Below are 19,976 nucleotides of genomic sequence, written 5' to 3'. Positions count from 1 at the left end.
GGGTTATCCCTTCACGGAACCGGCGGTCAGGCCGCGGATGAAATACTTACCGGCAACGACATAGACGAGCAGCGTCGGCAGCCCCGCGATGATCGCGGCGGCCATGTCGACGTTGTACTCTTTGACGCCGGTGGTGGAGTTTACGATGTTGTTGAGCGCCACGGTCACGGGCTGCGTGCCCGCCTGGCTGAACGACACGCCGAACAGGAAGTCGTTCCAGATCTGCGTGAACTGCCAGATTACGGTCACCACGATGATGGGCAGCGACAGCGGCAGGAAGATCGACCAGAAAATCCGCAGGAACCCGGCCCCATCGACTCGGGCCGCTTTGGTCAGTTCGGCCGGAATGGTGACATAGTAGTTGCGGAAGAACAGCGTGGTGAAGCCCAGCCCGTAGATCACATGAACGAAGATCAGGCCCGGAATGGTCCCGGCAATGCCCATCATGCCCAACAGGCGCGCCATCGGCAGCAGGACAACCTGGAACGGGATGAAGCAGCCAAACAGCATCAGCGAGAAGATGATGTTCGCGCCCTTGAACCGCCATTGTGCCACGACATAGCCATTCAGCGCACCCAGCAGTGTCGAGATGGCCACGGCAGGCACCGCGATCAGGACCGAGTTCCAGAAATAGGGCCGCAGGCCCTCGCACTGGATACCGGTGCAGGCACCGGACCACGCGGTTTTCCAGGCCTCAAAGCTGACCTCGCGCGGCAGAGAGATCAGGCTGCCTGTGCGGATTTCTTCGAGGCTTTTCAACGATGTGGTCAACATCACGAACAGCGGCATCAAGTAATACAGCGCGAACAGGCCCAGCAGGACATAAAGCAGCCAACGCAGGGCAATCTTGCCGGTGGCACTTTGGGTGCGGGTTTGGGTTTGGGGCATCGACAGATCAGTCATTTTTCGCCCTCAGCTCTGAGTAAAGATAGGGAACCACGATGGCAAAGACGACCAGCATCATGATCATTGCCGACGAAGCCGCCTGACCGATATCGCCACGCGAAAACGCCATGGCGTACATGTAGGTTGCGGGCAGATCGGTCGCGTAGCCCGGACCGCCACCCGTCAGGGCGATGACAAGGTCAAAGCTCTTGATCGCAAGGTGCGCCAGCACGATGAAGGCAGACAGGAAGATCGGGGCCATCGAGGGGATAATGATTGCCGTATAGATGCGCCATGTGGGGATACCATCGACCTGCGCGGCCTTGATGATCTCACCATCCACCGAACGCAAACCGGCCAGGAACAGCGCCATGACAAAGCCCGAGCTCTGCCAGATCGCAGCAATGACGATGGTGTAGATGGCGTAATCCGGGTTCACCAGCCAGTCGAATTCGAAGTTCGGAAAGCCCCAGCCCTGCACCATCGCCTCGATACCCAGGCCCGGGTTGAGGATCCACTTCCACGCGGTACCGGTCACAATCATCGACAGCGCCATGGGGTACAGGTAGATCGTGCGAATGGCCCCTTCGACGCGGATCTTCTGATCCAGCAGAATAGCCAGCAACAGGCCCAGCATCATCGCGATTACGATGAACAGCGCGCCAAAGATATAAAGGTTGTTGATCGCCGTATCCCAACGGGGCGAGTCGAACAGGCGTTCGTATTGAATGAAGCCCTTGATCTCGTATTTCGGCAGAAGCTTCGATCGGGTCAGCGACACCCATGCGGTCCATCCGATAAAGCCGTAGACAAAGATCAATACGGCGATGAACGACGGTGCCAGCACCACCTTGGGCAGGTGGTTTTCCAGCCATTCGGACATTTTTTCCTCCGGGGAAAGATGCTCTGCCCCTCAGTATAGGGGGCAGAGCGTATTGGATCAGTAGCTGTTTGCCACCGCGTCCGCCAGTTGCTGAACCGCGTCAGCCGAGGACATATCCGAGTTGAAATGCGCGGTCACAACGTCGGTGATCGCACCAGCCTGCGCACCGCGCAGAGCCATACCATGCGCGTAAGAAGGCAGAAGCGAACCGCCTGCCGAGGTCGAGCCCATGTCTTCGGCCGAAATTTGCGCGCAGATGTCGAACGCATCCAGTGCAACATCCGTACGGGCCGGGATCGAGCCTTTGTTCAGGTTGAACACTTCCTGGAAGTTCGGCGCAACGATCAGCTTGGCCAGCAGTTCCTGGCCGGCGCGCTTGTCGTCACCTTCCACGTCAAACATGGCAAAGCTGTCGACGTTGTACAGGTAGCCGTCGCCGGGGGTCGAGGCGCACAGGAAGTCCTCGCCGGGCTTCTTGCCAGCCGCCAGGAATTCGCCCTTGGCCCAGTCACCCATGATCTGGAACGCCGCTTCGCCATTCATCACCATGGCGGTGGCCAGGTTCCAGTCACGGCCCGAGAAGTTTTCATCCACGAACCCGCGCAGGGTGCGCATCTGGTCAAAGACCTGAACCATGGTGTCCGAGGTCAGCGTTTCAGGGTCCAGATCAACAAAAGCCTTCTGGTAGAACTCGGGTCCACCCAGACCCAAAGCAACCGCTTCGAACACGGTCGCGTCCTGCCACGCCTGCCCACCATGGGCCAGAGGGATCACACCGGCGGCCAGCAGTTTCTCGGCTGCGGCGTTGAACTCTTCCCACGAGGTGGGCATTTCGATGCCGTTTGCAGCCAGCACATCGGCGTTCGCCCAGATCCAGTCGATGCGGTGGACGTTTACCGGAGCGGCGCACCACGTGCCTTCGCACATCATGTGACCGGCGATCGACGCGGGCAGGACATCCGCCCAGCCTTCGGCCTCGGCCACGTTCGAGATGTCAGCCAGAACGCCTTCTTCGTACCATTCCTGAATGGCCGGGCCTTTCAACTGAACCGCAGTCGGCGCGTTACCAGCCAGAACACGGGCCCGCAGCGCGGTCATTGCCGCATCACCACCGCCGCCGGCAACGGGCATGTCAGTCCAGGTACCGCCATTCGAGGCAAATTCTTCCTGCAGAACGGCGACCGATTTGGCCTCGCCGCCGGATGTCCACCAGTGCAGAACTTCGGCCTGCGGCTCGGCCGTAACCGAGGTGCCTGCGACCACAGCCAGAGTCGAAACTGCGGACAATGCAAAACGTTTCATAAAGGGATCCTCCCAGATACTTTTTTAGCCACCGGATCGGCGGCGATGCGCGATACTACGGATAGCGGATGGCCGTCTGGCAATGATTTTCCGGGGTAAATCCCGGCAACAGTGGAATTTTTCCCACCATTTGTTACAGCCTGTTACGTTGGACTTGAATCTGTTGCCGTTCGTTACAATTGGCGAGCCGGACTGAAACCGTGACAGGGAGGAGAAGCGTGACCATTTCGCGCTTGTTGGTGGTGGATGACGACCCCGAAATGCGGTTGATGATGACCCAGTTTCTGCAACAAAACGGGTTCATCGCACTTCCCGCCAGTTCGGACATGGAGATCCGCACGCATATGTCCTCGGGGCGCATCGACCTTATTCTGCTGGATGTCATGCTGGGGGATGAGAACGGCGTGGACATCTGCGCCCGATTGCGGCGCGAACAGGATGTCCCGATCATATTCGTGTCCGCCTTGTCTGCCGATCATCAGCGCATGGCCGGGTACGAGGTGGGCGCGGACGACTATATCGCCAAGCCTTTCAACCCGCATCTGCTGCTGGCGCGGGTGCGGGCCGTGATGCAGCGGACTCGGCGCACGCCGTCTCTGGCCTATCGCCGCCGCACCCGGACCTTTCGCTTTGCCGGCTGGGTATATGACGGAAAACGGGACGAGGTTTTTTCGCCCGAGGGCTATCTGGTGCCCCTTTCTCAGCGCGAAAGCGCTTTGCTCAAGGTGTTGCTGGCCAATCCGCATATCCCGCTGACCCGGGTCGAGATCGCCGCAGCGTTGGACGTCACCGGTGATGGCGACAAGAGCGAGGCACAGGGCCGCGCCATCGATATGCTGGTGGGACGTCTGCGTTCGAAGATCGAGGCCAATCCCAAAGAGCCGCAAATGCTGCGAACCGAACGGGGGCTGGGATATGTCTTTGCCGCGGACGTTTCGGTGGAAGAGGACGCATGAACAGGCCTGCGTTGCGTCTGCGCAGCCTGGGCTGGATCTGGACAATCGCCGCGTTTTCCGCCGGTTTGGTTTCAGCCGGACTGTGGTTTGCGTCTGCGCAGGCGTGGGAGGGTTTCCTGACGCGGGCGCAAGTTGCGGGCTTCGCGGTCTATGAGGACCTGCGTGTCGGCAAAACCCCGCCCTCCGGCATCACGATAACCCGATTGCCCGTGCCAAGCGCCGCCCTTGCCGAAGTCGGCCGGTTCGAACAACTGCCCGGCATGTCGGACCGCAGTTTTGTCACCAACCTGTCGATCTTCACCGACAGTTCCGCCCCGCTGAGCGGGCGCGAACTGACCCTGGCCGTCATGTCGGACCGCCTGGTTTACCCCGTTTCGGACATTCTCTCGGGCAGTGATCAGACTGGGCCGGAAAAGATGGGCAGCCTGACCCGGCTGCTGGCGACCTATTGCAGCGAACCGGTTCTGATCGCCCGCTTTGGGCGCAGTGCGTGGCAGATGGTGGACGGAACCGACGTCTGGGGCTGCGGTGCCGCACCAGCTGATCTCCGGCTGCCCGCAATTCTGGTGGCCGTTGTTGCGTTGGCGATCCTTCTTACCGCGGTCGGGAATGTCAGCGACACATTTACCCGGTTCTCACACGCACTGCGCGACCGAAAGCGGCGCGGCGGGCCGGACAGCTACGATACCGAGGGCCCAGGCGAACTGCGCGAAATCGTCGAGGCCGTGAACGACCATCTTGATGCGGAACGGGCGCAGCTGGAAAAGCGCGCCATTGTCTTGTCTGGCGTCAGTCACGATCTGGGCACACCGGCTACGCGCGTTCGGTTGCGCGCCGCCCTGATCCCCGACCGAGACCTGCGCGAGAAACTCGAGGCTGACGTGGACCAGATGACCGGAATGATCGAAAGCGTCCTGACTTTGACACGGTCCGAACTCAGTGTCGAGGAGCCACGTCAGATCTCGCTGACGGCGCTGGTTGAAGCCGTGGTGGCCGATTACCAGGACATGGACCGGCCCGTCACCCTGAAACAGGCCGCCCCTGTTCTGGTCGAAGGCGGGCGTTCAGTTTTCATGTCGCGCCGCGGCCACGGCTCGATGCCTGAAACCCGGCGCATTCTGGTTATCGGGCGGCCAATTTCGCTGAAACGCGCATTGACCAATTTGATCGACAATGCTCTGAAATACGGGCGGCAGGCCGAGGTCGGGCTTGCGACAGATGCCCAGACGGCCACCATCACAGTCGAGGACAAAGGCGCCGACCTGAACGCTGCGGATATCGAGGCACTGATGGCACCGTTCCGACGCGGGTCGAATATCGGATCCTCTGACGGCTATGGCCTGGGCCTGACGATCGCCGCAACCATCGCCGAACAGCATGGTGGGACACTTAGCTTCGAGGCCGGAGAACAGGGATTGCGTGCCCGTCTGCACATCACACGGCAATAGTGGTCATTGTCAGATCGTGTAACTGCGCACCAACGCGCTTGCGATCAGGGACCACCCGTCAGCGATGACAAAAAAGGCCAGTTTAAACGGCAGTGACACGGTAGCCGGGGGAACCATCATCATGCCCATCGACATGAGAACCGCTGCGACCACAAGATCAATGATCAGAAACGGCAGGAAAATCAGAAATCCGATCTGAAAGGCCCGCGCAATTTCCGACAGCATGAAAGACGGCATCAGAACAGATGCCGGCGCGTCCGGCGACAGCGCAATCGTGTCGCCGCCCGGACGCAGGGCCGCCATGGCGTGAAACGTGTCCGGGTCGAGTCGTGCGGCCATGAAGGCGCGAAATGGAACCAGCGCACGTTCCACTTCCATTGTCTTTTCAACCATTGGGCGTATTCCGTTTTCCCAGGCCTCGGTGAAAACCGGCTCCATGATGAAATAGGTCAGGAACAGGGCCAAGCTGACAATCAACATGTTCGGCGGTGACTGCTGCAGGCCGATGCCCTGCCGCAATATGGCCAGAACCGTAACCAGAAACGGAAAGCACGTGATCATGATGGCCAGTCCGGGCGCCAGACTCAGCACGGTGATCAACAGGATCAGCTGCACTGTGCGCGCCGAGATCGATCCACCCTCGCCCAGCGACAAGGTCACATCCTGAGCCGCCGCCAAAGACGGGGTCAGCAGCGCCAGCGCCAAGGCAAGCCAGACCAGCGGACGCATCAGCCGATCCCGCGCTGAAGATCCGATATCTCGGTCAGGCGCACGGCCAGTTGACCGGCCTGATCGCCCTCCAATTCTTCCAGAAGCCCCCGCGCAACCAGCTGGTCGCCAACATACAGGTCAACGGGATCCTCGATACGCTTGTCCAGGGTCAGTACCGCGTTTTCGCCCAACGCCAGCAGGTCGCGGATCAATGGCCGCGCCCGACCGACCGAGACCGTCACTTCGATCGGGACGGTTTCAAACGGATTTAATTTGCCCTTATTTAGGGTCTGATTTTCGCTCATTTGACAGTGCCTTTCTTGCCTCGAACAGATAAGCGTCGAATGCGCTGGAAATCGACGCCAGCAAGGCGTTGCAATCCACCTCCTGCTGCGACATGCCAACCTGCAGCCGCGCCGTCCCCGGTTCCAACGATCAATCCTCGATCACTTTTGGGGGTGGGCTCAGACCCGGCGGCACAAGAGCGCCGACACCATTCCCCTGCCCCACAGGAACCAGTATTTGCATGGGCTGACCGATCTGCTCGCCAGCCAATTCGCACAACTGCTCCGCCAGACGGGTCCCAAAGCCCCGCTCCAGCGTTTCCGGCAGAACAAGACGGACGAGCCCCTCGAACATCGGCTCAAGCGACAGCGACATCCGGTTCAGCGCCTCGTGATAGGTGAAGGACATGTCTTCAAGCGAGGCGGCCAGCGCAGCGGACGTCCGATCAAGGCTTTGTTCCTGTGCGGTCAGGGCATCCTCCCAACCCGCCTTGTAGCCGTGTTCAAATGCGGCAAGGCGATGCTCTTCCAGCGCCTCCTCGTCCAGCAGATGAACCTGAACACCACTGGCCTGTGCCGAGAAGTCTTCAAGGAGATGGGCGATGGACATCACACAGCCTCCTCACCTTCTTCAAGCCAGCTGCGCAGAATTTCGACTGTTTCTTCCTGCTTTTCACCGATCATTGCGCGCAAGCGGTCAACCGGGTCAGCGCCGGCAGGCGACCCCAGCGCGGGAACCTCTGCCTGCTTCGCCTGACTGGGTATTTGCGCAAACTCTACCCCATCCGCCGTCGCGATTTCACCAACAAGAAACGGAGCGTCCTCAGACTCGGGCCTACGGTCCGCAGGCAAAAGCGCGGTGGCCGCAACCGGCTTTGTCAGAATCGGGCGGATTACAAACAACCCCAGGATCAGAGAGACAATCGCCAGCACCGCCATCTGAATCAGAGACATGGCGTCCAGATGGAGTTTCGGCCAGAAGGAACCGGAAACCAGCACTCCTTTAGGCTCTATCAAAGGCATATCCATCGATTTGAGTGTAATCACGTCGCCCCGCGCAGCGTCGAAACCAACGGCAGACGCGACCAGCTCGCGAAGCGCGTCCAGCTCGGTCTGCGGCAGTGGCACAAAGTTTTCCGTCCCTTCATCCGTCACTTCCCTGAAACCGTTAACGAGAACTGCCACTGTCAGTCTTTTGACCGCCCCAGGGGCGTTGTGCACTTCCAGTTCGGTCTCGGACACTTCGTAATTCACCCGTTCCCGGGTCTGGGTCGCAGTGGAGTTAGATTCGTCACCGCCCGCCGCGTCGCCATCCGGAAGGTTCGACGCGACGGTCACATCCGAGGACTGGTTGCCTGCACTGTCCGTACGTTCTTCTACATCCGTGCTAATCGCCACGCGCGTTTCGGGATCGATGCGGCGTTCGCGGATCGATTCAGTTCTTGTCACCGTATCGACACTGACTTCGACCACTGCGTTTCCCGCACCAACGCGGGCCTCGACCAGGCGCAAAACCCGCTCGCGCAGGGTTCGGGCCTTGTCATCAGCCGTGTCTGCCGCGGCCCGACTTTCCTGCGCGCCGATCACCGCTCCGTTTGAATCGATAACCGCCACGTTTTCCGGGGTCAGGCCACTGACTGCCGACGACACCAGAAAGCGAATGGCACGGGCCTGATCTGCCGTAATCTGACCACCCGAAGGCACCAGATACACCGATGCTGTTGGCGCGGCGCTGCGCTTGAACGGGTTGGAAGAACTGTTTGCGATATGAACACGGGCCTGACTGACATAGGCACTGCCGACGATGGTCCGGGCAAGCTCACCTTCCTTGGCACGCCAGTAGGCGGCATCGAACATCTGCGACGTGGTGCCGAACCCGCTAAGCGAGTCGAGCAGTTCGTACCCGCGGTTGCCGTTTGCAGGCAACCCCTCGCTGGCGAGCGTCATGCGCAGTTCATCCCGCTGCGTTCCGGGGACATAAATCGAACCGCCGCGAATTTCGTATGCAACCCCGCGCTGATCCAGGGCCCGGACAATATCGCCAGCGGCCCCGCTTTCGAGCCCGGCATATAGCAACGTCATCGACGGTGCCGTCACCAGCCGGGACATGGCAAGAACCCCAAGAAAAACCAGCACCACCGCACCGGCGACGACAATTTGCCTACGCCTGTCCAAATTTGCCCAGACAGTTCTGATCTGCTGCACTCTCACCTCCGACTCGCCGACATTCTGCCCGGCGCAACCTCTGTTTGGACGATTGCCCTTAACAATCGGTTAGTCCCTGCGGGGTTATGACGGTGGCCGAACGGATGGATGAGGACGCCATGGCTGACGCAACGGCTGAAGAAAGCGAAGCCCCGGTAAAACCGAGGAAAACGGGCCTAATCGTCGGGGCGGTTTTGGCCGTTCTGGGTGCGGCCGGCGGTTATTTTCTGGCAACGTCCGGCCTGTTGCCGCTGGCTGGCAACGGTACCGAATCCGATGAAGAAACGGCTGAAATCTCTGCCGAAGCAGTGCCCGAGATTGGCTTTGTCGACCTGCCACCCGCGATCATTTCGGTGGATGTCGGCGATTCGCGTCATCTGAGGTTTCATGCCCAGCTTGAAGTGAATGCACCCTACATCGGTGATGTCGAAAAGATGAAGCCCCGCGTCATGGACGTTCTCAATGGTTATCTCCGCGCGATCGAAGTCGAAGACTTGGAGGATTCGCTGGCTTTGATCCGCATTCGTGGACACCTGCTGCGGCGTATCGAAATTGTCGTGGGCAAAGGGCGCGTCCGCGATGTTCTGGTGATGGAATTTGTACTGAATTAGGAGGCGAAATTGGAGCTGATTGCGGATATTTTGCTTGTTGCAGGCGCGCTTGGCGCCGGTCTGTATTGTTTTGTACTGTCGCGGCGGCTCCGGAAATTCACTGATCTGGAGCAGGGTGTCGGTGGTGCCGTGGCGGTTCTGTCCTCGCAGGCGGACGCGCTAAAAAGATCGCTTGAGTCGGCCCGGTCTGCCTCCGATCAGTCCGGAGTTGCTTTAAAAGACCTGACCCAGCGTGCCGAGTCCGTAGCCGGGCGGCTCGAGCTGATGATGGCTTCAATGCACGACATTGTCCCGGACGAGGACAACGTTGGCCCAGGTCCGGAAGACCCCGAGCCCGGTGAAGCCGAGACAGAAAACTCCGCGATTGAACCGGCGGTGGATTCGGAGACCCCGGCGCCACAGGGTCCCACAAAGCAACCGGATACGGAGAAACACGAGGATTTCGAGGTCGCACCTCAGCCTAAGGGACAGCCGGAAGGTCTGATGTTTTTCAGGCATGCCCGCAAATCAGGCGAGGCTACGCCATGAAATAACGAAAAACGCCAAGCAGGCGGGGTCGGTCTCGTGGCGGAGTATTGACTGTGATTTCCTTGCTGATGGTCGGGTCCGCTGTGATCCGATTGGGTCTGGAAGCCGGCCCCGCCCTTGCAAAGGCTGCCGACCCGTCTCAGCCACTGCTGCAACCTGCTTCTCAAAAGGCACCGGATGTTCAGGTTCTGCTGACCGAACTGCTTCGCCGGGAAGAACAGCTGGTACAACGTGAAAACACCCTTCTGAATAGGGAAAAGGCCTTGGAAATAGCAGATCAGGCCATCGAATCCCGCCTGATTGCCCTGCAGCAGGCGGAACAGGACCTGCGAGCCACTTTGGCCATCGCCGACACGGCCGCCGAAAGCGATCTGAGCAAGCTTACGGACATGTACCAAAGCATGAAGCCGAAAGACGCCGCCGCATTATTCGAAACTATGAACCCGGTGTTCTCTGCAGGTTTTCTGGCCCGAATGCCTTCCGATGCTGCGGCCGGCATTCTTTCCGGGCTCCCGCCCGAGGTCGCCTACACGGTGAGCGTCGTGATGGCAGGCCGCAACGCATCGGCCCCCGAAGAATGATGAAACTATTGGTCACACCCGCAACACATTTTGCCGGAGAACGCAGATGATCGGACTTGTAGGAATCATCGTCATTTTCGTCATGGTTTTCGGCGGCTATCTCGCGGCTGGCGGCAAGATGGCTATCATTATGAAATCATCGCCTTTTGAAATGATGATGATCGGCGGAGCCGCTGTTGGGGCATTTCTGATCAGCAACGACATGAGCGCGGTCAAGCATACCGCCAAAGACATGGGAAAGGTATTCAAGGGACCCAAATGGAAACCGCAGGATTACCGCGACCTGCTGTGCCTTTTGTTTTCCCTGATCCGCATGGCCAAAGCCAACCCGGTCGAGGTTGAGCAGCATATCGAAGAACCCGAAAACTCTACTCTGTTTTCTGCATATCCGAAAATTCAGGCAGACCAGGAAGCGGTGGATCTTATCTGTGACACGATGCGATCAGCGGCCATGAATTATGACGATCCGCATCAGGTGGAAGAAGTGCTGGAAAAACGGATGGAGGCCAATTTCCACCACGCCATGCATTCCAGCCACGCGTTGCAGACCGTGGCCGACGGGCTGCCAGCGCTGGGAATTGTCGCGGCGGTTCTGGGTGTGATCAAGACGATGGGATCGATCGACCAGCCACCCGAAGTTCTGGGAAAGCTGATCGGCGGCGCCCTGGTCGGCACGTTTCTGGGTGTCTTTCTTGCCTATGGCCTAGTCGGACCGTTCGCGGGGAAACTGAAAGCCGTGGTCGAGGAGGACAACCATTTCTACCAACTGATCAAAGAGGTTCTGGTTGCCAACCTGCACAACCACAACGCTGCAATGTGTATTGAAGTCGGACGACAAAACACGCCAACGCACAACCGCCCCGGCTTTGCCGAACTGGAGGATGCGCTGAAGGAACTCAAACAGGCGGCGGCATGATCCGGGGTGCTCTTCTCGCTATTTCTCTGTTCGTGGTCGCCAATTGTGCCGCGGCACAATCCGTCACGGTTCGATCCGGCGAACATGACGGGCACACGCGGCTTGTCGCGCAGGTTCCTCATGGAACCGAGTGGGCTTTGACCCAGAAAAAGAACGGTGCGCGTCTGAAGGTGGCCATTGACGATGTCAGGTTCGAAACAGGGTCTGTCTTTGCCCGACTCTCAAGCGCCCGTTTGAGCACGCTTTCTCAGGCTCGGTCTGGTGCCGAATTGGACATGGAATTCGGGTGTGACTGTGCCGCGTCTGCCTTTCTGTATCAGGGCACGATGATCGTCATCGATATTGCCCCAGTGGATGTCCTGCCACCACTTGGCCCATTGTTGGTGTCCGTGCCAGACATCTCGCAGGGTTTCGAGCAAGAACAATCCGCGTCTGACCGGGCGCCAAAGCCATTTGCACTGCCGCTTCTTGAACAGGGATTGCAAAGAATAGAAGAACGGCTTTCTACGCGGTTCGTGCAAGGCGCGGATCGCGACGTCCTTGACCTGAACCTTGCCGGCCAGGGACCGCGCCGGGTGCCTGAGGTCCACGATTTGGAAGATTTGCCGGACCTGGAGCCGAACTTCCGGGTTTCGTCAGTGCTGGAGGACTTGCCGGGCTTTCCGGTGCCGGACATTCAACCGGTGCCATCGCGCCCGGCCTGTCTGACGCGCGCGGAAATCGGGTTTGATAGCTGGTCAGATGGGCGTTCCTTTTCCGAACAGATAGCCGATCTACGAGTCGGACTCTTTGAAGAGTTTGATCGTGTGGATTCGGAAACTGTCATGAAACTGGCAAGACTATACGCTTTCCACGGTTTCGGAATCGAGGCTTTACAGGTGCTGGATCTGACCACTTCGCAATCTTCCGATAGGGACCGGATCGCGGCCATTGCCCGGATCATTGACGATCAGACAGTCGCTGAACCGAACCCGTTCGAAAGCCTTCAAAGGTGCACCAGTGACGCGGCGTTGTGGTCGGTGTTAAGTGAACAGACACTACGGTCCGATGCTGATCTGGAGGCCATTGAACAAGCTTTCCCGCGCCTGCCGGACCATCTGCAGCGCCACTTCGGCCCGTCATTGGCGAATATCCTGGTGGAAGGCCAGAAACTTGAGGCGGCGCGGCGGATCCTGCGGACAATCGACAGAGTTGAGCCCGAAAGCCGGCCTGAGGTCAGTCGCGCGAAAGCTGCGGTTGCCAGTGCTGAAGGGGATGACCCGCAAACAGAGGCTTTACTGAACGAAGTCATCTCGTCACCGGATGCCGTGCTGGAAGCCCCGCTGGCGCTGGCGCAACTGATAGAAAAACGCTGGGGGGAAAGGGGTGCGGTCTCGGCTCAGGAAGTCGATCTGGCGGCAGCATATGTGCTGGAGTTCCGGAGATCGGAAATTGGGTCAATGATGTTGCAAGCCCATGCAGTGGCGCTGAGCCTGAGTGACCAGTTCGATGCGGCGGTGGATCTTGCCGAAAGCCTGCCTGCGAGTGAAGGCAGGGCGGGAACGCTGAACCAGGTTATGTTGATGGTGGCGGAACGCTCGGATGACGTGACATTCCTGCGCCGAACCCTAGGCTTGGCGGATGACTTCGTGTCGGATCTGAGCACCGAAACTGCCATCGCACTTTCCGATCGGCTGGCGATGCTCGGGTTTGCTTCAAAGGCCCATTTCTTCGCCAGCCGTCCGCAAGACAGTATCAAACGGTCGGAGCGTGCAAGACTGAGGGCTCGCGCGGCCTTGCTGGGCGGGCGTCCTCATCAAGCCATGCTCGAGCTTGCCGACGATGATAGCGTTCAAGCCGACCTTCTTCGGATTGAGGTGGCCCGTATTGTCGGAGATTTCGAAAAAGCCGGTGAACTATCGAAGAAGCTTGGGACGCTGAATGAAGCCGATAGGTATTTCTGGCTGGCCAATCTGACAGATCAAACAGCAGATCAAAACGGGCAGTTCGCAAAGATTGCCGCAACGACGCGGGCTTTGGCAAATCAACCAGCACGAAACCCGGCCAAACCGCTGGCAGATGCGGCATATCTTTTGAAAGATAGTGAAGATACGCGCCAAAAGATTGCCGAGTTGCTTGCCGCGCTTGATCCTTAACGAAAGCCACTGCCCACGATTGCATGAGTAGATCAAGGGAATAGGCGCATCGGCTGTTCGATCACAAACAGCACTGTTATGCTGTGGGAAAGGTAACTTTGGTCTTACCGGGCTTAATCTCTCCTTACCTTTTGGCAGCACTTTCTCGGTCGATTGATCTTGATGTACAGAGTCTAAGGTTTCGAGAAGCAGTAAGCTTCGATCAAATTTCATTTAGCAGACTGATCAAAAGCAGGCCGATCCGGGCACAATACAATTTGCGCGCATTGTCGCCGTTCAACCTGCCACTATCGGCGACGTGACCGAACATGGGTTGAATTCACACCGAATCGTTCCTTCATTTCCATTGGACGCAAAAAAGCGCGCCAAATTGCTCGCATGGCGAGGGGACAGGCTGGACAAATATCGGCTCAATCAGAAGCCGGTCAGCGGAAATCTTGAAAAGTTCCTAAAATGTTCTATATTTGTTCTCATGTGGAACGGAGGTTTTCGAGCTATGACCAACGCTGCCCGCCAAAGCTGGTTTGATGCGCCCAGCAACGACTATCACATGCTGCCGGTGACGGACCGGCAGATGCGCTATGCCCGTGCCATTGCGGAAAAGTCTGCTCTGGAAATTCCAGTTGAGGCGCAGCGAGACCGAAAATCAATGTCGGACTGGATTTCGGCACACAAACCTAACGATCCTTCACCCTTCGCAAATTACCCGACTGGCAAGCAGGTGGCCTTTGCCGAACGTATTTCACGCAGCAAACGCCGGCCTATTCCTTCCGAGTGCTTTCGCGACAAGCAACGCATGTCGCAGTGGATCGACAGCAACAAATAGACTCTTTTGCGAGGGTATTCAGGGGTCAGTGCGGATGCCTGTTGTGTTCGCGCCCATACAGCCCAACTGCCGCGGCCACGAACAGGCCCAGCAGAATGTAGCCGGTGATCGCTTCGGCCACTGCCAGGCCGCGGCACAGACCGGCGGGCTTCAGATCTCCAAACCCAACGGTCGTGAAAGTCACATATGAAAAGTACAGAACATCGGCCGGACCTTTTGCGCCGACAACACACAGGTCATAATAGCCGAACGCGCCGTAAGCCGCAGCGAACAGAAACGGCACCACCTGTATGAACGATATTCCCATCAACAACAGCTGACGACGGGGAGACGTGACCTGAGTCATGTAGTACCAGGTCTGCGAGATCAGCCACAGCACCAGCGCGCCCGAAGCAATCGTGCCAATCGTATTCCCTGCCGTGGCCTCGTTGAGACTGGAAAGAGCGTACCAGGCCAGAAAGCTGACCAGAACCAGCCCAAAGGCGGCGGCCAAAGTCGATTTCCATTCTTCCAGCGTTCTTGGTTCGGTCGACATGGGTGTTCCGGACAGTTGCGTATGCGCGATCATCCGCATTCCGGCGGAAATCGACAACCCTTAACGCGTGGCGATCAGTTTGCGCCCAAATGCGCGTCCCCACGGGCGCGGGCCAGTGCAATCTGTTTCTGCCGTTCGCGAAAGCGCATCTTGTCCGCCTCCGAGGTCTCATTGATGCAATGATGGCATGAAACGCCATGCTCGTATTCTGGCCGCTTCGTGTCATCCGGCAGAATCGGGCGCCGGCAGCCATGACACAGGTTATGCGGCCCTTCGACCAACCCGTGCCCGACTGAGACCCGGTTGTCGAACACAAAACATTCCCCCCGCCAGGTGCTGTCTTCGGCCGGAACCTCTTCGAGATACCGCAGAATCCCACCTTTCAGGTGATAGACATCGTCGACCCCCTGCCCCAGCAGGTAGTTGGTGGATTTTTCGCATCGGATACCACCAGTGCAGAACATGGCGACACGTTTGTTGTGGAAACGGTCCTTGTTTGCCTCCCACCAATCCGGAAAATCGCGAAAACTGGCTGTTTTAGGGTCTATTGCGCCCTCAAAAGTGCCGATCGCCACCTCATAATCGTTTCGCGTATCGATCAGCACAACGTCATCCGAGCGGATCAGGTCGTTCCAGTCTTCAGGTTCGACATAGTGACCGACGCGCGCCTGCGGATCGACATCCGGCTGCCCCATTGTCACGATCTCTTTCTTCAGGCGCACTTTCATCCGGCCAAAGGGCGGGTGATCCGACGAAGCCTCTTTCCATTCCAGATCGGCGCAACCCGGAAGGGCGCGGATATGGGCCAGAACAGCATCGATCCCGGATCGCGGGCCTGCAATTGTGCCATTGATCCCTTCTTGCGCCAGCAGCAGGATTCCTTTGACGGACTGCGCCTGACACAGTTCCAGCAATGGCTCACGCAGTGCGGCATGATCGGTGAATCGGGTAAAGTGATAGAGAGCGGCGATTGTGTACATGCGCGCGATCTAATACCACCCGCGCAGAGTCGCAAGAGAACGGATTGACGCCCCCCATCTGCCCGCCTACCGATAGATCGACGGAAGGAGGTCCGCATGACTCATGCCCTGATCGTGATCGATGTTCAGAACGATTTCTGCCCCGGCGGCGCGCTGGCTGTTCCCGGCGGCGACGAAGTAGTCGCCCCAATAAGCGACATGATGGACGACTTCGACGCGGTCATTCTGACCCAGGACTGGCACCCGGATGGGCATTCATCATTTGCAAGTTCGCATCCCGGCCGTAACCCATTTGAATCGATCGAAATGCCTTATGGTCCCCAGGTTCTGTGGCCGGATCATTGCATTCAGGGCAGCCAGGGCAGCGCGTTTCATGCGGAGCTCAGAACCGATGCAGATTTGATCATTCGCAAAGGATTTCGCCCTGCCGTCGACAGCTATTCGGCCTTTTTTGAGAACGACCAGAAAACACCCACCGGCCTGGAGGGGTATCTGAACACCCGTGGAATCACCAAACTGACGCTTGTCGGGTTGGCCACTGATTTTTGTGTTCAGTTTTCAGCACTTGACGCGGCGCGTCTGGGATTTGACGTGACTGTCAGGATGGCGGCCTGTCGCGCCATTGATCTGGACGGATCCTTGAAGGCGGCGGAAAACGCCATGCACAAGGCCGGCGTCACCCTGATTTAAGGCGTCGCGCCGGCTGCTGCCAGAAATCTGAGCAGGATAATCAACAGTACAGCCAGACCCAGCGCGATTCCAATGCGCCAGGGCAGCGTCCGCCGTTTGGGCGGCACCGGTTGCGGTGCGCTTTCCGGTTCAGGCTGAATGTAGGGCAGCAACTGTATTGGTGGTTTTCGGCGGCGTTTCCCTTGTGGGCGGGCGGTTTTGATGCCGTTCAGAAACGCCCACAAATCAAATTCACCACAATACTCACCCGCCAGGCCCGTGGCCTTGATATTGGCAAAAAGGCGCTGGATGACGAGGTTTCGCAAATCCTCGTCTTCTGCCCGATAGATACCATTGGGCAAACTGCTGTTCCGGGTTTCAAAATCGAACCCGGCATCCACAAACATCTTGCGGATATTCGGTGACGTGTCGCGCAGGGCTTCTGCCGTCTGAAAGTCGCGGAACAAGGCTCGAGCCCGCGTCTTCCCATTTTGCGAAGCTTCTGTGTCCGCCTGAGCTGGCTCCACTTCGTCCTGTGCAATCGTTACAATATCAAAGTCGTACTCGAGACCCATTCACTAAACTCAACTCACATGTCCATCCCCTCTTTTCACTAACCCGTGAAAAGCACACACAATTTGCCCGCAATGTGACTGAACCTTGTCATTGTCACCAATTGGGCGACTCTTGCCATTCATCGTTCCGATTGATCTAACAATGGAAATCGCAGGAGTTCCACATGGTCGATATTGCGACACGCGTGTACAATCACAAATGGAAGATCGACCCGATTGTCAGGTCTTTGATCGACACGGACTTCTACAAACTTCTGATGTGCCAGTCAGTGTTTCGAAATAAGCCCCAAACGGACGTCGTTTTTTCGCTGATCAACCGGTCGAATCACATTCCGCTGGCGAAACTCATCGATGAAGGCGAACTGCGCGAGCAACTGGATCATATCCGCTCGCTCAGCCTCAGCCGCGGTGAAAGCACGTGGCTGCGCGGCAATACTTTCTACGGAAAGCGGCAGATGTTCCGGTCGGATTTCATGGAATGGTTCGAAAACTTGCGCCTGCCGCCCTATCACCTGGAACGCAAAGGCGATCAGTACGAGCTGACCTTTGAGGGCAAATGGCACGAGGTCATGCTGTGGGAAATCCCGGCGCTGGCGGTGTTGATGGAACTGCGGTCGCGCGCGGTTCTGAATGACATGCGCCGGTTCGAACTGCAGGTACTATATGCCCGAGCGATGACACGGGTCTGGGAAAAGATCGAACAACTGCGCGGTATTGGCGGCTTGGGGATCGCCGACTTCGGAACCCGCCGGCGTCATTCCTTCCTGTGGCAGGACTGGTGCGTTCAAGCGATGATCGAAGGGCTGGGCAGTTCGTTCACCGGAACGTCGAACTGCCTGATCGCGATGCGACGCGAGGTCGAGGCCATCGGCACCAATGCCCATGAACTGCCCATGGTTTATTCCGCACTGGCCGATAGCGACGCGGACCTGGCCCAGGCGCCTTATGACGTCCTGAGCGACTGGCACGAGGAACATGACGGCAATCTGCGGATTATCCTGCCTGATACCTATGGCACCAAGGGGTTTCTGGACAGCGCGCCCGACTGGCTGGCCGGATGGACCGGCATTCGTATCGACAGCGGCGATCCGGCCGCCGGAGCCGAGATTGCCATCGACTGGTGGAAATCCCGCGGCGAGGATCCGCGCCAGAAACGTATCATTTTTTCGGACGGGCTGGATGTTGCAAAAATTCAGGAATTGCACGGCCAGTTTGCGGAACGGGTCAACGTGTCCTTCGGTTGGGGGACCCTGTTGACCAATGATTTCCGAGGTCTCGTGCCAAATGATGCGCTGGCGCCGTTTTCGCTGGTGTGCAAGGCAGTCTCTGCCAATGGCCGCCTGACAGTGAAGCTATCGGACAATCCCGAAAAGGCTATGGGTCCGGCGGATCAGATCGAACGCTACAAGCGCGTGTTCGGAGTTGGCGCGCAAAAGGCGATCGAAGTGATCGTCTAGATCATCACCCGTGGAAAGCCGCCACTGTTTTAAGTTGCGAGAACCCGTACAGCGCCTCGAACCCTTTTTCGCGTCCGTGACCGGATTTCCCCACCCCGCCAAAGGGCAATTCGACCCCGCCACCTGCACCGTAATTGTTGATGAACACCTGTCCCGAACGCAGTTGTTTCGCCAGCCGCATCTGCCGCGCCCCGTCGCGGGTCCAGATGCTGGCAACCAGACCGTAATCGGTGCTGTTGGCTATATTTAGAGCCTGTTTCTCGGTATCGAAAGGGATCAGAACCTGTACCGGGCCAAATATCTCGTCCCGGGCCAGGACGTGATCCGGCGGCACGTCCGAGAACAGGGTCGGACGAACATAAGCGCCACTTTCCGGCGCACCCTCAGCGATCCGCCCCTGTGCCGCGATGTTCAGATCGGAACCTTTTTCAAGAAACCCGGTCACGATCTGCTTTTGCCGGTCCGAAATCAACGGGCCAACCCGCAAATCCTGCATCGCCGGTCCGACAGACAACTGTTCATAAGCTTCGGCCATACGCGACCGGACCTGATCGTAAATACCGCGCTGCACCAATATGCGAGACGAGGCGGAGCAGGTCTGGCCGGCATTCTGAATCCCTGCGTTCACAAGAAACGGCAGCGCAGCATCCAGATCGGCATCGTCAAACACCAGTTGAGGGGACTTTCCGCCCAGTTCCAGCGTCACCGGCACCACGTTGCGCCCCGCCGCCTGCTGCACCAATGCGCCCGTGGCAACGGATCCGGTAAATGAGATGTGGTCGACATCCGGATGTGCCGACAGCGCCGCTCCGGCCTCGGCCCCAAGCCCGGGCACGACGTTCAGCGCGCCGGGCGGCAAGCCGGCTTCAAGCGCCAGATGCGCAAAAGCCAGCGCGGTCAGGCATGCCTCCTCTGCCGGTTTCAGAACACAGGCATTGCCCATCGCCAACGCAGCGCCAACAGACCGGCCGATGATCTGCATCGGGTAGTTCCAGGGCACGATGTGGCCGGTAACCCCGTGCGGCTCGCGCAGCGTGTAGACAGTATAGCCGTCCAGATATGGAATCGTCTGGCCCATGACCTTGTCTGCTGCGCCACCGTAGAACTCGCAATAGCGCGCCAACGCAACTGCATCTGCGCGAGCCTGGGTCAGAGGTTTGCCGACATCCATCGCCTCGAGAGTGGCAAGGTCTTCGACCTTTTCCAGAACCAGTTGCCCCAAGCGGGTCAGAATACGTCCTCGGTTCAGCGCCGTCATTCGGCCCCACGCTCCATTCGAAGCGGACCGGGCCGCGCCAACAGCAGCATCGATATCCTGCTTCGTGCCGCGCGCAATCTGGCAGATTTCTGATCCGTCCGAGGGATTGGTCAGGGGCAAGGTACCGCCGCTGATCGGTAATATCCACTCTCCTGCTATCAGACACCGAGTTGGGTCAAACCAGATCTGATCAGTCATTCAATGTCTCCAATTCAGGCTCTAACAAGGCAG

At 58.4% G+C, this 19,976-nt stretch carries 21 protein-coding genes; 10 read left to right on the top strand and 11 right to left on the bottom strand.

Going from position 1 to position 19,976, the window contains the following annotated elements; translation table 11 throughout:
- Positions 1 to 3 precede the first annotated feature (3 nt).
- Genes ACR3EQ_RS14950 through ACR3EQ_RS14940 form a run of 3 tightly spaced genes read right to left on the bottom strand, consistent with a single transcriptional unit; the run spans position 4 to position 3,070 of the window.
- Positions 4 to 903, bottom strand: a complete 900-nt coding sequence (locus ACR3EQ_RS14950) for a carbohydrate ABC transporter permease (RefSeq protein WP_170612978.1) — start codon at positions 901 to 903, stop codon at positions 4 to 6.
- Positions 896 to 1,768, bottom strand: coding sequence for a carbohydrate ABC transporter permease (locus ACR3EQ_RS14945; RefSeq protein WP_170612976.1), 873 nt, complete (start codon positions 1,766 to 1,768; stop codon positions 896 to 898). The genes ACR3EQ_RS14950 and ACR3EQ_RS14945 overlap by 8 nt, the downstream gene beginning before the upstream one ends.
- Before the next feature lie 57 nt (positions 1,769 to 1,825).
- Positions 1,826 to 3,070, bottom strand: coding sequence for an ABC transporter substrate-binding protein (locus tag ACR3EQ_RS14940; RefSeq protein ID WP_170619080.1), 1,245 nt, complete (start codon positions 3,068 to 3,070; stop codon positions 1,826 to 1,828).
- A 218-nt stretch (positions 3,071 to 3,288) separates the two neighbouring features.
- Between ACR3EQ_RS14940 and ACR3EQ_RS14935 the strand changes: the two genes are divergently transcribed.
- Together ACR3EQ_RS14935 and ACR3EQ_RS14930 are read left to right on the top strand one after the other, a co-directional pair.
- The gene (locus tag ACR3EQ_RS14935) at positions 3,289 to 4,026 is read left to right on the top strand and encodes a response regulator transcription factor (protein ID WP_170612972.1); all 738 of its coding nucleotides are present in this window, start codon (positions 3,289 to 3,291) and stop codon (positions 4,024 to 4,026) included.
- The gene (locus ACR3EQ_RS14930; protein ID WP_170816830.1) at positions 4,023 to 5,474 is read left to right on the top strand and encodes an ATP-binding protein; all 1,452 of its coding nucleotides are present in this window, start codon (positions 4,023 to 4,025) and stop codon (positions 5,472 to 5,474) included. Before ACR3EQ_RS14935 ends, ACR3EQ_RS14930 begins: the two co-directional genes overlap by 4 nt.
- Positions 5,475 to 5,483: 9 nt before the next feature.
- Here ACR3EQ_RS14930 and fliP read toward each other — a convergent pair whose 3' ends face one another.
- The 4 genes from fliP to fliF all read right to left on the bottom strand — a co-directional run bounded on the left by fliP (position 5,484) and on the right by fliF (position 8,674).
- Positions 5,484 to 6,203: a flagellar type III secretion system pore protein FliP gene (gene fliP / locus ACR3EQ_RS14925; RefSeq protein ID WP_170612968.1), complete on the bottom strand. Its 720-nt coding sequence runs from the start codon at positions 6,201 to 6,203 to the stop codon at positions 5,484 to 5,486.
- Positions 6,203 to 6,490: a FliM/FliN family flagellar motor C-terminal domain-containing protein gene (locus ACR3EQ_RS14920; protein WP_170612966.1), complete on the bottom strand. Its 288-nt coding sequence runs from the start codon at positions 6,488 to 6,490 to the stop codon at positions 6,203 to 6,205. The genes fliP and ACR3EQ_RS14920 overlap by 1 nt, the downstream gene beginning before the upstream one ends.
- A 130-nt stretch (positions 6,491 to 6,620) precedes the next feature.
- Complete coding sequence (locus tag ACR3EQ_RS14915; RefSeq protein ID WP_480491075.1) at positions 6,621 to 7,079, bottom strand: ABC transporter ATP-binding protein; 459 nt, start codon at positions 7,077 to 7,079, stop codon at positions 6,621 to 6,623.
- On the bottom strand, positions 7,079 to 8,674 hold the full coding sequence (gene fliF / locus ACR3EQ_RS14910) for a flagellar basal-body MS-ring/collar protein FliF (RefSeq protein WP_480491074.1): 1,596 nt from the start codon (positions 8,672 to 8,674) through the stop codon (positions 7,079 to 7,081). Before fliF ends, ACR3EQ_RS14915 begins: the two co-directional genes overlap by 1 nt.
- 119 nt (positions 8,675 to 8,793) lie before the next feature.
- On the opposite strand from fliF, the gene ACR3EQ_RS14905 reads away from it, so the two are divergent.
- The 6 genes from ACR3EQ_RS14905 to ACR3EQ_RS14880 all read left to right on the top strand — a co-directional run bounded on the left by ACR3EQ_RS14905 (position 8,794) and on the right by ACR3EQ_RS14880 (position 14,271).
- Positions 8,794 to 9,285: a flagellar basal body-associated FliL family protein gene (locus ACR3EQ_RS14905; protein WP_170612962.1), complete on the top strand. Its 492-nt coding sequence runs from the start codon at positions 8,794 to 8,796 to the stop codon at positions 9,283 to 9,285.
- 9 nt (positions 9,286 to 9,294) lie between these two features.
- Positions 9,295 to 9,813 carry a hypothetical protein gene (locus tag ACR3EQ_RS14900; RefSeq protein ID WP_480491073.1) on the top strand — a complete coding sequence of 173 codons (519 nt, stop codon included), beginning with the start codon at positions 9,295 to 9,297 and terminating at the stop codon, positions 9,811 to 9,813.
- A 68-nt stretch (positions 9,814 to 9,881) separates the two neighbouring features.
- Positions 9,882 to 10,394, top strand: coding sequence for a MotE family protein (locus ACR3EQ_RS14895; RefSeq protein ID WP_480491793.1), 513 nt, complete (start codon positions 9,882 to 9,884; stop codon positions 10,392 to 10,394).
- A 46-nt stretch (positions 10,395 to 10,440) separates the two neighbouring features.
- Positions 10,441 to 11,310, top strand: a complete 870-nt coding sequence (gene motA / locus ACR3EQ_RS14890) for a flagellar motor stator protein MotA (protein WP_480491072.1) — start codon at positions 10,441 to 10,443, stop codon at positions 11,308 to 11,310.
- Positions 11,307 to 13,445 (top strand): hypothetical protein, encoded by a 2,139-nt coding sequence (locus ACR3EQ_RS14885; RefSeq protein WP_170612954.1) that lies wholly within the window; start codon positions 11,307 to 11,309, stop codon positions 13,443 to 13,445. The genes motA and ACR3EQ_RS14885 overlap by 4 nt, the downstream gene beginning before the upstream one ends.
- 496 nt (positions 13,446 to 13,941) lie before the next feature.
- The gene (locus ACR3EQ_RS14880) at positions 13,942 to 14,271 is read left to right on the top strand and encodes a hypothetical protein (RefSeq protein WP_170612952.1); all 330 of its coding nucleotides are present in this window, start codon (positions 13,942 to 13,944) and stop codon (positions 14,269 to 14,271) included.
- A gap of 25 nt (positions 14,272 to 14,296) precedes the next feature.
- On the opposite strand, the gene ACR3EQ_RS14875 is transcribed toward ACR3EQ_RS14880, so the two are convergent.
- The gene (locus ACR3EQ_RS14875) at positions 14,297 to 14,839 is read right to left on the bottom strand and encodes an ion channel (RefSeq protein WP_480440990.1); all 543 of its coding nucleotides are present in this window, start codon (positions 14,837 to 14,839) and stop codon (positions 14,297 to 14,299) included.
- Positions 14,840 to 14,880: 41 nt separating this feature from the next.
- Positions 14,881 to 15,786, bottom strand: a complete 906-nt coding sequence (gene trhO / locus ACR3EQ_RS14870; RefSeq protein WP_170612950.1) for an oxygen-dependent tRNA uridine(34) hydroxylase TrhO — start codon at positions 15,784 to 15,786, stop codon at positions 14,881 to 14,883.
- 96 nt (positions 15,787 to 15,882) lie between these two features.
- On the opposite strand from trhO, the gene pncA reads away from it, so the two are divergent.
- A complete protein-coding gene (gene pncA / locus ACR3EQ_RS14865) occupies positions 15,883 to 16,476 on the top strand; it encodes a bifunctional nicotinamidase/pyrazinamidase (RefSeq protein ID WP_170612948.1) in 594 nt (197 codons plus the stop codon).
- Here pncA and ACR3EQ_RS14860 read toward each other — a convergent pair.
- Complete coding sequence (locus ACR3EQ_RS14860) at positions 16,473 to 17,030, bottom strand: hypothetical protein (RefSeq protein WP_170612946.1); 558 nt, start codon at positions 17,028 to 17,030, stop codon at positions 16,473 to 16,475. The two genes, pncA and ACR3EQ_RS14860, sit on opposite strands and share 4 nt — an antisense overlap.
- 164 nt (positions 17,031 to 17,194) lie before the next feature.
- Between ACR3EQ_RS14860 and pncB the strand changes: the two genes are divergently transcribed.
- A complete protein-coding gene (gene pncB / locus ACR3EQ_RS14855) occupies positions 17,195 to 18,487 on the top strand; it encodes a nicotinate phosphoribosyltransferase (RefSeq protein WP_170612944.1) in 1,293 nt (430 codons plus the stop codon).
- 4 nt (positions 18,488 to 18,491) lie between these two features.
- On the opposite strand, the gene ACR3EQ_RS14850 is transcribed toward pncB, so the two are convergent.
- A complete protein-coding gene (locus ACR3EQ_RS14850; RefSeq protein WP_480491069.1) occupies positions 18,492 to 19,943 on the bottom strand; it encodes an aldehyde dehydrogenase family protein in 1,452 nt (483 codons plus the stop codon).
- Positions 19,944 to 19,976 lie beyond the last annotated feature (33 nt).

This window comes from Ruegeria sp. AN11, from assembly GCF_056536005.1.
This window is presented reverse-complemented; position numbering and strand designations above follow the sequence as displayed.